This window comes from Paenibacillus sp. J31P190 (assembly GCF_059692075.1).
Map to the genome: position 1 here is coordinate 1 of NZ_JCAUAS010000016.1, position 15,787 is coordinate 15,787.

The following is a 15,787-nucleotide window of genomic DNA, read 5'->3' on the forward strand; positions in this document are numbered from 1 at the left end:
CTGCGCGCGCTTTACGCCCAATAATTCCGGACAACGCTTGCCCCCTACGTATTACCGCGGCTGCTGGCACGTAGTTAGCCGGGGCTTTCTTCTCCTATACCGTCACACAAAAGGCAGTTACTCCTCTTGCTGTTCGTCTAGGGCAACAGAGCTTTACGATCCGAAAACCTTCATCACTCACGCGGCGTTGCTCCGTCAGACTTGCGTCCATTGCGGAAGATTCCCTACTGCTGCCTCCCGTAGGAGTCTGGGCCGTGTCTCAGTCCCAGTGTGGCCGTTCACCCTCTCAGGTCGGCTACGCATCGTCGCCTTGGTAGGCCGTTACCCTACCAACTAGCTAATGCGCCGCAGGCCCATCTATAAGCCACAGATTGCTCCGTGTTTCATAATTCTCTCATGCGAGAAAACCAGTTATCCGGTCTTAGCTATCGTTTCCGATAGTTATCCCGATCTTATAGGCAGGTTACCTACGTGTTACTCACCCGTCCGCCGCTAACTTATCCCGAAGGATAAATCCGCTCGACTTGCATGTATTAGGCACGCCGCCAGCGTTCGTCCTGAGCCAGGATCAAACTCTCCATAATAGAAAAGCTGAAATGCTCATTGACTTGCTAGCGAGATTTTGCAATCTCAATTGTAGTCACTTGCGTGACTGAATTTGCTGATTTGCTTCATTCATTTGTTCAGTTTTCAAGGAGCTTTATTGCGTTACCGTTTAAAGCGTTAATGTGTCGCTCTTGCGGTGACAAGAAGTAATATTATCAGGTTTCAAAACGAATTGCAAGCAATTTTATACATCCATTATCTTACATCTTCTCAAACCCCGTAGAAATGCCTTTTCTGCGCCATATATCCTTTTTCCCAAGCAGATGAACGCCGCCAATCCAATCGTCAATGCCATTTAGATACAGATGATCCAACACACATGCATGAACTAGTTTGCCCATGTCCGTCCTTTGTAATCGCCATTTTTCAAAATGAGGCGGCAGTGCTTCGCTGTAAGTAGGCAGCTTGTCCCCTCCAGTAAGTCGGACCAGCGGAACCTCACATTTGCGGATACTATCCACTATAGCCCAGAACTGCAAATCACCGAGGCCGTAATGACTGGCCGTTTGGCCTACACTTTTAAACAATGACAGCATCGGCATTTCCTCCTCCCCTATCAGCTCCAGAATAAGCTGCTGGTTGGCTGACAAGCCATTTTGAGAGGATGGGTAGCGTTCTGAATTGGCCTCTAGGGCTTTTTTAAGAAAAGGCAGTGCAGATAAATCCTCTTCCAATAATGTCGCCATAAGAAGGGGCTCAGAAGCTGAGTAAGCTATCCAAACCTTGCAGGCCAAAAGAAGTTGGTCTTCATTAACAGGCAACCATTCGTGATGCAGCTGAGTAATTTGATCAACGTTTAGTTGTCCCAATCCATGAAAGAACTCAACGCCAGGAAATTGATTGATACTTAACAAAGATAGTTTAAAGGATCGATTAGGGAGAGCGAGTAATCTCGATAGCAAATAACAAAGCATCAATTGGTCATATAAATCATGCTCAAACCACAGGACAACTTCGTCTACATCCTCCGCGAGCTTGTCCAGCGCTTTTTCCTGCTGTAGGGTAATGGACTTGAACATTTCCTCAGGAATGCCGTGCTGGCGATTCATATAGGCTGCCCTCATAGATAAAAGGACACTATCAGACATCTCCATGCCGATAGGTCCTTCATATAGTGACTCGCGCCATACCAATATGTCTCCATCGATATCTGAAGCACGCAGCTTATGTCCAAATGCGTCTCCATTCACAATATGAAGTTTCTTCGGCATGGCACTGTCCCCTTATTTGTGATTTAAGCTTCACCTAAAAGCTGTAAAAGCTCCTGTTCATCCTCAATGATCCGAATTCCAAGTTCTTGCGCTTTCGTCAGCTTGCTTCCGGCGCTTTCCCCTGCGATCACGATGTCCGTTTTCTTAGAAACACTTCCGGTAATCTTAGCCCCTAGCGCTTCGAGCTTCTTGGCACATTCGTCACGTCCCATGGTCGATAGCGTACCTGTGAGGACAATGGTTTTACCAAAGAACGGATTGTCAGGGCTAGCCAATACAACCGCAGGCTCTTCAGCTATTGGATTGACGCCAGCAGCGAGCATACGCTCAATACTGGACACCATTACTGGGTCACGGAAGAATGAGTAAATACTCTCAGCTACTATTCCGCCTACATCTGGAAGCCCGATTAGCTCCTCAGGCGTAGCCGCCATAATCTTCGTTAGGCTGCGATAGTAGTCTGCCAGCACCTTGGTCGTGGTTTTACCCGAGTTAGGAATGCCTAGGGCATAAAGGAACGAAGCTAGATCGCGCGATTTACTTTTTTCAAGGGCATCAAGCAGGTTGCGCGCCTTCTTCTCGCCAAAGCGATCGAGCTTGACGAGATCCTCGAATTGTAAGGTGTACAAATCCGCAGGATCACGGACATCCAGCTCTTGATGCAGCTGTGAGGCAGTCATTTCGCTGAAAAACTCAATATCCATCGCATCGCGCGAGGCAAAATGCGCCATACGCCCAACCAGCTGCGGACTGCAGCCGAGACGGTTCAAACAAAACAGATGCGCACCACGCATCTCAAGTTCACTGCCGCAGGAAGGACAATGCGTCGGAGCTACAATCTCCTCTCCGTCATTCTCCTCGGTTACTTTGCCGAGAATCTCAGGAATGACATCATTGGAGCGACGGATGTAGACGAGGCTGCCTAAGGCATGCTTGAGGTTTTTGCGCTCAATGTCACCAACATTGTTGAGCGTACAGTTCTGTACGGTTACGCCAGCGAGATCCACGGCTTCAACACGGGCTAACGGTGTGATTTTGCCTGTGCGGCCGACTTCCCAAGATACACTTTGCAGGATCGTTGTCGCTTCTTCGGCTTCAAACTTATAAGCAATCGCCCAGCGAGGGAACTTCTCTGTGTAGCCGAGTACTTCTCTTGTGCGCATGTCCGTAATCTTAATGACACTTCCGTCAATCAGAAAATCAAAGCCAAGGCGTTCTTCGGCAATTTGCTCCAGCTCTGCACTTACTTCTTCAATCGTGCTGAAATAACGTGTGCGGTTGCTCACTTTAAAGTGGTTGTCACGAAGAAACTGAACCATATCGAAATGATTATCGAACTGGATGCCGTCTGAGTAACCCACATTATAGAAGAAAGCGTTCAGCTTACGCTCTGCCGTCACTTTGGGATTGAGATTGCGCAGTGCTCCAGCTGCAGCGTTGCGGGCATTTTTGAGCGGATCCGTAGCAGTCTGATTGTACGCCTCGAGAACGGAGAGGAACATCATGCCCTCACCCTGCACTTCAATGGTTCCGTCCTTGTACGGGATCTCCAGCGGGATGGATTTGATCGTCTTGATCTGGGCTAAAATGCCCTCACCAACCGTACCGTTTCCTCGCGTGGAGGCTTGAACTAGCTCTCCTTGCTTATAGGTAAGGTTCAGCGTGAGCCCGTCGAACTTCAATTCCACCACATACGTCGGGTCTGGCAACGGGTTCTCTGGATTCTTGCTGTTGTAATCTGCAATTAACTTAAGTACACGTGTATGCCAAGTCTGCAGGTCTTCGGCATTTTGCGCTTTGTCCAAGCTCCAAAGCCTAGCCAGATGCTTGTGTGGATCAAAACCTTTGAGAATGTCGCCGCCCACGCGCTGAGTCGGAGAAGAAGGCAGGGTAATCCCTGTCTCCTTCTCTAACGCGGTCAATTTATTGTATAAAGCATCCCACTCGGCATCGGAAATCGCCGGTTCATCGAGCGTGTAGTAGTTATGGTTATGTTTGTTGATTTCTTGGATGAGGGTTTTCATTGCCGCGATGGCATCTGTCATTACGGGCTCTTCCTCTCTAATGGGTAATAGGGGGTTGGTGCGGCAAATAAAGGCGCAAAGCGGCTCCTATTCTTTCGTAATAGGAGCGAACTTCGCAAGCAGGCGCTTCAAGCCAACTGGCGCCGGGAAAGCAATTTGCAGCTCGGTGTCATCACCCGAGCCTTTTACGGACACGACGGTGCCGATGCCCCACTTGCCATGCGACACTTTGTCGCTGGCTTTGTAGTCCGGCACCGCGCCGCCTGCGGCAGGCTGCGGAGCCCGGAACGCTGCCGGCTTCGCCCCGGCTGCAGGGCTTGGCGCAGCCGCGCCAGAGCTAGGCCGTCCGAAGGAGGACGGCGTGCCCCAAGCGGACGAGCCGGCGGAGCCGCGGCCCGCTTGGGAGGCAGTGGCGCTGCTGCCACTGCTGCCCCACGAGCTGGAGCTGGTGCGGCCAGCTCGCGAGAAGCCTCCGCCGATGGAGCCTCCCATCGAGACATTCTCCAGGAGTTCCTTCGGAATCTCCTGAAGGAATCTCGATGGCGCGTTCGCGGCGGTGCGGCCGAAGAGCGTGCGCATACGGGCGCACGTGAGGAAAAGCTCTTGCTCGGCGCGCGTGATACCGACATAGGCCAAACGGCGCTCCTCTTCGAGCTCTTCGTTATCGGCGAAGGCACGGCTGTGCGGGAAGACGCCTTCTTCCATCCCGATGATGAATACAACCGGGAACTCTAGACCTTTGGCACTGTGCATCGTCATTAGCACAACGGCGTCTTGCTCTTCCTCGCTTTTTTCTTTATCCAGCGTATCGATATCGGCGATAAGCGCCAAATCGGTTAGGAACGAAATGAGCGACTTGTCCTCATTACGTTTCTCGAAGTCCATCGTCACGGACAGGAACTCCTCAATATTTTCGAGACGAGCCTTGGATTCAATCGTATTCTCGCGCTGCATTTCCAGACGGTACTGCGACATCTCCAGTATTTTCTCCGTAAGTTCAGTTACAGATAAGTATTCAACCATTCGGTTCAGGTTATCAATCATTTCGCGGAAATCGGCTAAAGCGTGCTTAGCCTTGGACGTGATCTCCAATGAATCGACTTCCTCCAGCATGGCATATAAGGAAATGCCTCTTCGTCCCGCCATTTCGGCCACTCGGTCCATCGAGGTGTCACCAATGCCCCGCTTCGGCACATTCACGATTCGGCTCAAGCTAATATCATCATCCGGATTGGAGATGAGGCGCAGATAAGCCAAAATATCCTTGATCTCTTTCCGATCGTAGAACTTTACGCCGCCAACGATGGTGTATTGGATATCGGATTTAATGAGAATTTCCTCAATCACCCGAGATTGTGCGTTCGTTCGGTACAAAATGGCGTGATGACCGAACTTTTTACCATTGGACTTATTTTTATTAATTTCACTCGTAACAAAATAGCCTTCTTCGTGCTCGGAGTCAGCTTGAAATAGCTTAATCCTTACGCCGCCTTCTTTATCCGTCCATAAGTTTTTGGGCTTACGGCCCGTATTATTGGCAATGACCTTATTGGCAGCCTGCAAAATATTAGAAGTGGAGCGATAATTTTGCTCCAATAAAATAGCGGTAGCATTCGGATAATCTTTTTCAAAATTAAGGATATTCGAAATGTCAGCTCCACGCCAACGGTAAATGGACTGGTCACTGTCACCCACAACGCAAATGCGCTTATGTTTGGCCGCAATCATTTGACACAGCATGTACTGCGCCCTGTTCGTATCCTGATACTCATCGACATGAATATATTGAAATTTATTTTGATAAAACTCCAGAACTTCTGGAACTTCATTAAACAAATGAATGGTTGCCATAATTAAGTCATCGAAATCCAGGGAGTTATTGCTTCTAAGCTTCTTCTGATAAAGCGTATATATTTTCGAGGTCAACCCGTCGAAGTAGTCACCGATTTTATCTTCAAATTGTTTAGGAGAGATGAGTTCATTTTTGGCTGTAGAAATGGCCGCTTGAAAGGTCTTAGGTTCGTACTTCTTGGTATCAATGTTCAGTTCTTTGCAGCACGTTTTGATGACGGATAACTGATCACCGGAATCTAGAATGGTAAAATTCGAGGTGAAACCGATGCGTGAAATGTCTTTGCGCAGCATGCGTACACACATGGAGTGAAACGTGGAGACCCAAATATCGTTCCCGCTGCCGCCAACCAGCTTGCCGACACGGTCCTGCATCTCACGAGCCGCTTTATTCGTAAATGTAAGGGCCAGAATGCTCCATGGAGCCGCTCTGCGCGTGCCGATCAAGTAAGCAATACGATGCGTTAGCACGCGTGTCTTCCCGCTTCCCGCTCCAGCCATAATCAGAAGTGGGCCGTCGACAGCTTCGACTGCTTTGCGCTGTTCGGGATTCAACCTTTTTATCGCATCTAAAATATTGACTGTCTCGTTCATAAGTTACCTTCCTGTTCTATCAAAGTTCACGGTCTGAAGCGCCTGCTCCAGATCACTATAAATAATGTTGCCGACGACGATGGTATCTGCGACTTCCGCTGCTTGTTGCGCTTTATCTAGGCTGTCAATGCCGCCGCCATACAATAAACGGGCATTCTCCAGCACTTGTCGAGTCCGCCGTACCAGCTCCATATCTCCAAACACACCGCTATATTCCAAGTAAACAATAGACATGTGAAAAAGCTTGTCCGCCATGCGTGCGTATGCCGCAACATCCTTGGCATCCAAGTTCGTACGAGCCGACGTTAATTGCGCGGCCGTAGCTTCGCCATTTAGAATAATGTAGCCTTCAGCTATAATTTCGTCCCAATTGAGCATAGAACCATATTCCTTCAACGCCTCGTGATGCTGCCCAACGATCCAATTCGGATCATCCGCATTCAGAACAATCGGAATTAGGAATAAATCGAACCCTGGGACGATGGCCTCTTGATTGGATATTTCAAGCACACAGGGTACCTCATACTGACGAATGCGAGATAAAAGATCTACCGTGTTATCAAAGGTTATCCCCGTTGAGCCCCCCACCATGATCGCATCTGTACCAGACAGGCATAGCCGATCGAGCGCTTCATCTGAGATGTACCGATCTGGGTCAAGCTTAAAAACATGCTTCCACTTACGTATATCGACGATCAATTGTTTCCCTCCGATTAGGCGGCAATACTGCCATACTATCAACAGTCTATGCTACGTATTCAGGTGTGTCAAATGCCAAAAGACGGGCTAAGCGCCCGCCTTTTCAAGGAATATGTACGTAATGTTACCTGATCTGCGTCCAAGCTTGATTTCCGGTTAAATACGCACAAATGTTCCCAATTATTTTACTTCAATATTAAGAATTTTCTCTACATTAAGATCCTTATGATCATTTTGCTGAAGCTCGAGTTTGATCTCGTGTTTGCCTGCAGCTAAATTGGTCAGAGTTAACGGACCCGTTTTGCCGATCATTGCTTTCTGCTTACCATCTACGTATAAATGCAAATGTCCTTCACCTTGTACGGCCTTCTGATCCATATGATCCGCTATCTGGAAATTACTTGTTTGATACGTGATCGTAACATTTCTGCCGTCTACTTTATACTCGGCATCGATAGCTGGCTTGCCGCTGGAGGTCACCGTCTTCACACTGCTTTCCGTCTTCCCTTGAGCCACTGTAGTCGCTGCTTTGGGGTCCTTCAACCCTGCTGCACCGCTGCTAGCAACTTCCTCTTTGGAACCACATGCTGTTGTTAATGCTCCTAGTACAATTAAAGTAGCTGCGCCGTAAATCCACGTTTTTCTCATCAGCATTAGCACCCTTCTCCCATAAGTTTGGACATCCTATGTTCCTTATATATGAGTGACAAGCTGGTTCCATACCATGATTATGAGAAAAGTGGGACAAAATAAAAAATAAAACATATTTGGAGCGATGGAATGTTTGATAAAAAAAAGACGCCCTAGCTATAAGCTAGACGTCTTGGTCTTGAGGGAACGATGAGATTTAGAAGCTATATTTACTTCCCTCATGTTGTTGTTTACTAAGGTAAGAGCTTTCCCCTGCGGTTGAGGTATGGGAACCTGTTTGACTGCGGGAAGCGTTGGCGGAACTTGCTGATTTGCTAGTAATGCCAGCATTTTCAGATGCGCTGTATCCAGATGATGCAGAATAACCCTGAGATTGACCGTAGCCGGTTTGTCCATAATTCTGATCTTGAAAATTTTGTCCTTGCTGGTTGCTAATATAGGCTTGCTGTTGAGTTGTCTGATTTGGTGAAGACTGTGTGTGGGTTGAATAGCCTTGCCCTTGATTACTGTACACCGCATTCGGATATTGGGAGGCACTAATCATGGGTTGGATAGGTGTCTGTGCTTGATATAAAGCAGCAATCTGGTTCTGTTGTTGACTTTGCTGCTGATGTTGCTGTTGCTGGGCGATAGGCATCTGGTCTTGCTGCTGATAGCTCGCCGTGTTGGTTTGACTCAAATTTTGTTGTACAAAGGACTGCAGCTGAGCTGCGGTCTGGCTTTGTTTCTGCAGCTCTTGCCCAATTTGCTGCTGAGGAGCAGCTTGAATCTCATATTGGCCAAGCTTCTGGATTTCCTGAAATACGGCAGCTTGATCCTGCAGTGTCTTTTGCAATAACGACTGAAAGGCCTGCCTGATCTGTGGATTCGCGGCTTCCAAAGCGGCAGTCGTATATTCACGAGCACTGCGTTTCAATTCAGAAAGGACAAAGTTCGCGAAGTCCTCGTCTTTTAATTGTACTTGTTGCTGGTGAGACTGCTGCTGTTGTTGATAAGGGTTTTGCTGATACATGGCTTCTTGCACCTCCTATTATGTACGAATTAATGGGTAATGCCTGATTGCTGCTGTAGGGTGTTGATGAGGACGCTAATGTTTTGCAGACGCTCCTGCGAAAGTTGAGACAAGGTTTGTTTCAAGGATTGACTCTGGCTGTTCACCGCACCTTGAACACAAAGCTTTGCTAACAGCTCTTCATTTTTCAGCGTATCGGCTACATACAAAAGCTCTTTGCCTGAAATAGGATGGTTCCCTTGATTGCTATACATGTGAATGTTACCTCCTTTCCATTCCTTTTTTGTAGGTTTCCCAAATTATTCCGTTTTATGTGTTATTGGAAAAAAAAGTTAAACAAAATTTTGAGAAACTAGGTCATGCAGCTGCAGCAAACTACCAAAAAAACTGCTCCCCCACAGCACAATAGCTGTAGAGAGCAGTTTTCCTGTTAAGAGGCAGGCTGAGCCGGTTTGCCGGCATAGGCATCCGCCAATTTCTGTATATCTGCGGCTGTAAGCAGGTACGCCCACTGTCCGCCTTGCTTAGCCATCCAAACTTGATCTTGGCTTAGCTTGCCTTCATAGATCTCAGTGACTTCTTTGCCATCAACAGACAAGCCTAGCTCTACTTTGAGCTCACCGCCCGTAGTTGGCTTCTGAGCCGCTGGCTGCGGAAGCTCAGCGCTGTGCAGGAAGATCAGCTCATCCAACAGCGGATTCGCCTCCGTGCCTTTCAGCTCTTTATCACCAAGCTTCCAATTAGCCTCGGCAGCCACCTTGTCTTTGTCTGTTTTGGTAAGCGTCCAAGTCTGACCTTTCCACGTCAGCTTTACGCTTTGCACCTTATCGCTTTCGAATTGGACTGGGCTGGCATCAGCAAAGTCTACCGGTGCTTTGCTGAGGGCAGAGAGCGTCTGATCGCTCACCTGATAGACAGCAGGAGCTCCCTCCACCTGAACATAGGAGAAGCCTTCAATAGGAAGCGCTGCACCCACCAACAGTCCTTTCTTTGAGCCGTCTTTTAACGTAACTTCATAAGTTCCAAGCGGCTTATCTAACCCATAGTTGGATAGATTACTTACCTGATCTTCAACTAGTTTCGTTGATGTCACTAAACCTAGGGCATCCAACCACGAACCTACTTGATTCGTATTAATCGGCGCTGCTGCCGGGTTTTTCATTTCCCAGCCGCTGCCACTCCGGGCTAATTCAATCTGCTGTGCCTCTGTTTTTACATGGATGGACTGCACTTCTTCTTGCTTGAGTGTGATGAGCGATTTCGGTTCATCTTTTTTCTCTTGAAAGAAGTCTTTGCTCGAAGCGTACCAAAAACCGCCGATACAAATAACGACTAACAGAATCGTAGGAATAAACCGTTTCATCCTCGTCTCCTCCTCCACCAGATCAAGCCGCCAATGACTAGGAACAAGAGCGGTAAGAACACGATCGTTACGAGGAAAATAGTATTCGCTTGGCTAGGTGTAATCATGGCTTGTTGGAACGCATCCCCTTGACGCGGACGGATCGTGATCTGATCCTTCTGTTCCTGCAGCCAGCCGATACTGTTCAGAGCAAAATCCTTATTACCTTGGTTCTGAATATCTTCATCCAGTACGAATGTCGATCCCCCTAGAATAACAGCTTTAGGCTTGTTATCCTTGTTGGCAATCGCATAACCCAGATTGAGCGGTCCTTTGACATCTGTCGCATCCTGCTTGGTCTTGGATTGTGCAAGAAGGTTAATATCTGTTTCCCCGTAAGCTTTGTCTGTTGTTTTCAAAAGCAGAGACTGCGTGTAGTCTGGCGCACTTTCATCCGCATTCAAACTTACAGCCAGCGACAACATCGTAATCAAATTATTACTGGACAGCTTGTTGGTAATGTCATGGGGTCCATATTCCGGAATAATCGTCAGAGGATCATAGAGCGACGTTTGTTTCGGTTCAATGGCAATCGCATGTTGATCCTGAATGCCGTATGTTTTCATAATCGCATCGATGTTTTTCCACTTGGTCGCCATATCTTTATTGAAGCCTAACGCCATATAAATCTTGCCTTTATCCTTCAAATAAGCCTCTATTAGCGCCGCTTCTTTATCATTCAGGTCATTTTGCGGGCCAAGCAGCATGAGCATCTGCGCATCGTCCGGTATTTTACCCTCAACGAACAGATTAAGATCCTTCACGACATAATTAGCGGCTTCCAGACTGCTTTTCAAAATAGTCATGGCATTCAATGGATATTCCTGATGACCGGAAAGCAGATAAATCGTGTGCTTCTCTGTGGATGTGAGACTCTTAATGGCCTGGGTAAATTTCTCTTCCCCTGAGAACGTATAAGAACCGTCCTGTTGGCCTACAAACAATTCATAGAAATTGATATTCTGCTTTTTAGAACCCATCTCAAAAATAATCGTTCCGCCTTGATCAACACCATATTGCTTGGCCATCGAAGGCTGTTTCAGCATATCGTATTCATCATACGTAATCTTGCCGCTTTGCTTCTTGTATTCAGTCACCATATCGGTGACTTGTCGTGTTACAAAACCGTTGTTGTCCCCACTATTCGTAAAGGCAACGATGTGAATATCTTGGTTTAAGTTTTTGAGTGTGGCAACTGTTTGCTCGGAGAGCGTAAAGCTCTTATTTTTCGTCAAATCGACCTGAAAGCCTTTCAGCGAGTGAAGGAAGATGGTCAAAATGATGAAAATGCCGATAACGGCGATCGATAAAACAGTCGCATTAGTTCCCCGTATCCACTTATTCATCCCGCTCACCTCCAACGCTTTCTTTCAAGGACTTGTATGCAAAGAACCAGGAACACAGCTGTCAATGTGATATAAAAGAGGATGTCCCCGCCGTGCAGGACGCCTTTTTGTAAGTTTGTCAGATGGCTCGTCAATGAGAATTGAGCGAAGTAATCCTTTAGCTTGCCTGTCATACTGCCGCTTACCCAATCAAGCAGCCATAACATAAGCAAAATAACGAAGCCTGAAATACCGGCAACCATCTGGTTGTTAGACAAACTCGAAGCGAACAAGCCAATGGCCATCATCGCGCATCCTAGCAGGAACATACTTAGATAAGACAGCCACATAACAGGCTTATCCAACGTTCCGAAGGCAGACATAATAAGTGGATAGATCAAGCTGATCCCCACTAGCCCCACTTGTACAATAAAAGCAGATAAATATTTACCCAGCACGATTTCACCAATACCTGCAGGTGAAGTCAGAAGCAGCTCATCAGTCCCTTGACGGAACTCATCTGCGATAAGACGCATCGTTAAAAGCGGGATGATAAATAGGTACACGAATGTGGTATTTCCAACAACGGAACGCGCATCCACAATCGGCGGCTGGCCGTTAACGAAGTTGATGTAGAAGAAGAAGCTCGATAGCAGCACATAGAAAGCGAATGCCACGTAAGCAACAGGCGAAAAGAAATACATTTGCAGCTCTTTCGAGCAAATAGCCCAGACTCTACGCATCGGTGTCTACCTCCTCCTTCGGAGTGCTGTCGGCTTCGGTAGGCTCATCCGTCGTCAACTTGAGGAAGATATCCTCTAAGCTGAGGCTTTCCCGCCTCATCTCTAGAATCGGGTAGCCCGCGCCTGCCAGGCGGAAGAACAGCGCCTCGCGGATATCGGAGCGATCCGCGGAGGTGACGAGCAGCTTCACGGTTTCGGCTGCTGGTTCTGTGATCGCCGCTTCTGCTACTGCATCATCGGCAATGAACACATCCTGCGCAGCAGACGCAGCGATAGTTGCAGCGTCGCTAAGCGCGTCGACTTCTTTCACTTCTGCGACCGCTTCTAGGCTGCGCAGCTCGGTCAAGATCCGCTCGCGAGGTCCCTTGACCTCGAGCGACACCTCGAACGTCTCGCCCATCGTGCGGCCGAGGTTCTCAGGGCGCTCGTCGAGAACGACGCGGCCTTGGTTAATGATGAGAACGCGGTTGCAAATCGCGTTAATCTCCGGGAGAATGTGCGTGCTCAGCAGCACCGTATGGTTCTCTCCCAGCTCATGAATCAGCTGGCGAATCTCAATGATCTGCTTCGGATCGAGGCCGGACGTAGGCTCGTCCAGAATCAGCAGATCCGGTTGGTGCAAAATCGCTTGCGCGAGGCCCAAACGCTGCTTGTAGCCCTTAGACAAGGAGCGGATGATTTGCTTCTCGCGGCCTTGCAGACCTAGCTTGTCGATCGCTTCGCCGACACGCAGCTTCTGCTCCCGTGCAGGCACATCGCGAAGATTTGCGATAAATCGTAAATAAGCTTGCACCGTCATCTCGGGATAGAGAGGCGGCGTTTCGGGTAAGTAGCCGATTTTGCGGCGTGCTTTCTTCGGGTTATCAGCCATGGAGTGACCATCCACCCATATTTGACCATGCGTAGGGTTCAAATAACCCGTAATCATGCGCATCGTCGTTGTTTTGCCAGCACCGTTCGGCCCCAAGAAGCCAACGATCTCACCGCGCTGCATCGAGAAATCGATGTTGTGTACGCCGCGATCATTTTCGTACAGCTTGCTGACTTGTTTGACCTCAAGCATCCAAGATCCCCCATTTCTACTCGTTCATATAACCATCATCACTATACCCGTGGAACAATAAACCAACCTTAAGCAAATCTGAAAAATAGATTAAAAATTTGTGTCTGAATTGTGAACAAATAAGATAAGGCAGATAATGGGGGCTATATCGTCGAATGCTAAAGCAAGCTGAAATATGTATAAATAATAGAACTCCCTAGCTGCAAGGGAGTTCTATTACTTGTGGCATCATGATAAGGATTAAATGGTAGCCTAAAAACCTAACATTTTAGAGATCTTTTCAAGTAGTCGTTGCTGTGATGTCAATTGTTGAGATATGTCATCATATCGTTTGTTTAGTGATTCCGCAGTAGCAAGCATTTCACTTCGGATTTCTTGTTCCAACCTTTCACTTACCTTTTGCGTGTGAAGATGAATCAAATTACGAAGGTCCTTTACATCCTCCGAAACGCCCTCATATCTTTGATTCAGTAACTCCGTTATGGAAGTAAGTATTTCACCTTTGGGATCTTGATCCGAAGCTTCAGTTACCGTTTGTTGAACAGTTTCGATCACGTGTCGCAGTTCCGTTATTTCTTCAGTTACGTTATCATAGCGTTGGTCCAGTAACTCCGCTGTGGCAGTAAGTATTTCACCTTTGAGATCACGCTCTGAAGTTTCAGTTACCGTTTGTTGAACGCTTTGGATCGCATTCTGCAACCCTGTTACTTCTGTAGAAACACCCTCAATTTGTCTGTTCAGTATTTCAATTGTAGAAAAGACTTCACTTCTGATTTCATGTTCCAATATTTCACTTGCCTTTTGCGTATGGAGTTGAATCTCATTACGTAGGTTCTTTACATCCTTTGAAACGCCTTCATAGCGTTGGTTCAGCAACTCCGTTGTGGCAGTAAGTATTTCACCTTTGAGATCTTGCTCCGAAACTTCAGTTACCTTTTGCTTAACGTTTTGGATCACATTCTTCAGCCCTATTACTTCTTCAGATATGGTGTCATAGCGTTTGTATAGCGATTCTGCAGAAGCATTTACTTCACTTCGGATTTCTTGTTCCAATATTTCACTTGCCTTTTGCGTTTTGAGATGAATCTCATTTCGCAGGTTCTTTACATCCCGCGAAACACCTTCGTAACGTTGGTTCAGCAACTCCGTTGTGGCAGTAAGTATTTCACCTTTGAGATCTTGCTCCGAAACTTCAGTTACCTTTTGCTGAACGGTTTGGATCACATTCTTCAGCCCTATTACTTCTTCAGATATGGTGTCATAGCGTTTGTATAGCGATTCTGCAGAAGCATTTACTTCACTTCGGATTTCTTGTTCCAACATTTCACTTGCCTTTTGCGTTTTGAGATGAATCTCATTTCGCAGGTTCTTTACATCCCGCGAAACACCTTCGCAACGTTGGTTCAGTAACTCCGTTGTGGCAGTAAGTATTTCACCTTTGAGATCTTGTTCCGAAACTTTAGTTACCTTTTGCTGAACGTTTTGGATGACATTCTTCAGCCCTAATACTTCTTCAGATATGGTGTCATAGCGTTTGTATAGCGATTCTGCAGAAGCATTTACTTCACTTCGGATTTCTTGTTCCAACCTTTCACTTACCTTTTGCGTTTTGAGATGAATCTCATTTCGCAGGTTCTTTACATCCTCCGAAACGCCTTCATATCGTTGGTTCAGTAACTCCGTTGTGACAGTAAGTATTTCACCTTTGAGATCTTGCTCCGAGACTTCAGTTACCGTTTGCTGAACGGTTTGGATGACATTCTTTTGCCCTATTACTTCTACAGATACACCCTCAATTTGTCTGTGTAGTAATTCTAGCGTAGTAGTAACCTCACTTCTAATGTCCTGTTCGAATAAATCAGCTACATGTTGAGATAGAATCTGGATCACGTTTCGCAGTTCCGTTATTTCTTCAGAAACGCTCGAAACTTCGACAACCTTTTGCTTGAGCGTATGGATGATGTTACTAAGTTCCGCGACTTCATTACTTAATTGAACGAAATGAGAGTTGGAGTGACCCCTCATAGGTGACAAAAGCCCGCTACCTGCTATAGACGATATACCTGCCTTTTGATTCAAATCGTCGATATGTTCCTTCAAATTCCTTGGGGATTTATTCGCTTCTATTTTTTGCGTAAGGAGCTTTACCCTGTTACTTAATTCCATTGTTTCTTTACTTAATTGCAAGTTGGAGTTGTTCATAACTGGAAGTAGGATTGATTCGTCGACGGAAGGAGGTACATTGGCAATGGAGTCAGGAACAACAGTAGCTGTAGGAGGTAATGATTCTTCATCATTGAGTGCAATAATAGCCTTCTGACGCATTTCCTGTAAATGTTCTTTTATAAATTTAGGCGTTTTATTGGCATCGCTCAACTTGGATATGATCTCAAAAATTTCGATGGCTTCTTCTGTGTACCTTTGGGATCCGCCAAAAGCTTTAGTCGGAAGAAATTCGCGATAATAATTTGACCATCCCCTTACAACTTCTCGTGTTTTTCCGATTTTACCAGCGATCTCGGTGAACTTATATGTCCTTTTCATTGTTATCTATCGTCATCCTTTCTTCTTATGTCCATTAGGCTTAGGCATCAGTTGTAACATAT

12 protein-coding genes and 1 rRNA gene are annotated in these 15,787 nt (G+C 46.8%); all 13 read right to left on the minus strand.

Annotated features, from left to right (window positions below):
• Window positions 1-584, minus strand: a 16S ribosomal RNA gene (locus AC58U0_RS24245); the annotation flags it as partial.
• Between the two features lie 222 nt (window positions 585-806).
• Window positions 807-1,817, minus strand: coding sequence for a DUF1835 domain-containing protein (locus tag AC58U0_RS24250; RefSeq protein WP_497381515.1), 1,011 nt, complete (start codon window positions 1,815-1,817; stop codon window positions 807-809).
• A gap of 23 nt (window positions 1,818-1,840) precedes the next feature.
• On the minus strand, window positions 1,841-3,862 hold the full coding sequence (gene ligA / locus AC58U0_RS24255; RefSeq protein ID WP_497381516.1) for an NAD-dependent DNA ligase LigA: 2,022 nt from the start codon (window positions 3,860-3,862) through the stop codon (window positions 1,841-1,843).
• A 66-nt stretch (window positions 3,863-3,928) separates the two neighbouring features.
• Entirely contained in the window at window positions 3,929-6,286 is a 2,358-nt protein-coding gene (gene pcrA / locus AC58U0_RS24260) for a DNA helicase PcrA (RefSeq protein WP_497381517.1), read from the minus strand.
• A gap of 3 nt (window positions 6,287-6,289) precedes the next feature.
• Window positions 6,290-6,985 carry a heptaprenylglyceryl phosphate synthase gene (pcrB, locus tag AC58U0_RS24265; protein WP_497381518.1) on the minus strand — a complete coding sequence of 232 codons (696 nt, stop codon included), beginning with the start codon at window positions 6,983-6,985 and terminating at the stop codon, window positions 6,290-6,292.
• A 180-nt stretch (window positions 6,986-7,165) separates the two neighbouring features.
• Entirely contained in the window at window positions 7,166-7,639 is a 474-nt protein-coding gene (locus AC58U0_RS24270; RefSeq protein ID WP_497381519.1) for a DUF6130 family protein, read from the minus strand.
• 193 nt (window positions 7,640-7,832) lie between these two features.
• Window positions 7,833-8,648: a spore coat protein gene (locus AC58U0_RS24275; RefSeq protein WP_497381520.1), complete on the minus strand. Its 816-nt coding sequence runs from the start codon at window positions 8,646-8,648 to the stop codon at window positions 7,833-7,835.
• Window positions 8,649-8,677: 29 nt separating this feature from the next.
• Window positions 8,678-8,902 (minus strand): hypothetical protein, encoded by a 225-nt coding sequence (locus AC58U0_RS24280; protein ID WP_497381521.1) that lies wholly within the window; start codon window positions 8,900-8,902, stop codon window positions 8,678-8,680.
• Between the two features lie 176 nt (window positions 8,903-9,078).
• Window positions 9,079-10,011: a DUF4340 domain-containing protein gene (locus AC58U0_RS24285; RefSeq protein WP_497381522.1), complete on the minus strand. Its 933-nt coding sequence runs from the start codon at window positions 10,009-10,011 to the stop codon at window positions 9,079-9,081.
• Complete coding sequence (locus AC58U0_RS24290) at window positions 10,008-11,396, minus strand: GldG family protein (protein ID WP_497381523.1); 1,389 nt, start codon at window positions 11,394-11,396, stop codon at window positions 10,008-10,010. Before AC58U0_RS24290 ends, AC58U0_RS24285 begins: the two co-directional genes overlap by 4 nt.
• 5 nt (window positions 11,397-11,401) lie before the next feature.
• Window positions 11,402-12,118, minus strand: a complete 717-nt coding sequence (locus AC58U0_RS24295; protein ID WP_497381524.1) for an ABC transporter permease subunit — start codon at window positions 12,116-12,118, stop codon at window positions 11,402-11,404.
• Entirely contained in the window at window positions 12,111-13,181 is a 1,071-nt protein-coding gene (locus AC58U0_RS24300; RefSeq protein WP_497381525.1) for an ABC transporter ATP-binding protein, read from the minus strand. Before AC58U0_RS24300 ends, AC58U0_RS24295 begins: the two co-directional genes overlap by 8 nt.
• A 252-nt stretch (window positions 13,182-13,433) precedes the next feature.
• Window positions 13,434-15,725 (minus strand): hypothetical protein, encoded by a 2,292-nt coding sequence (locus AC58U0_RS24305; RefSeq protein ID WP_497381526.1) that lies wholly within the window; start codon window positions 15,723-15,725, stop codon window positions 13,434-13,436.
• Window positions 15,726-15,787 lie beyond the last annotated feature (62 nt).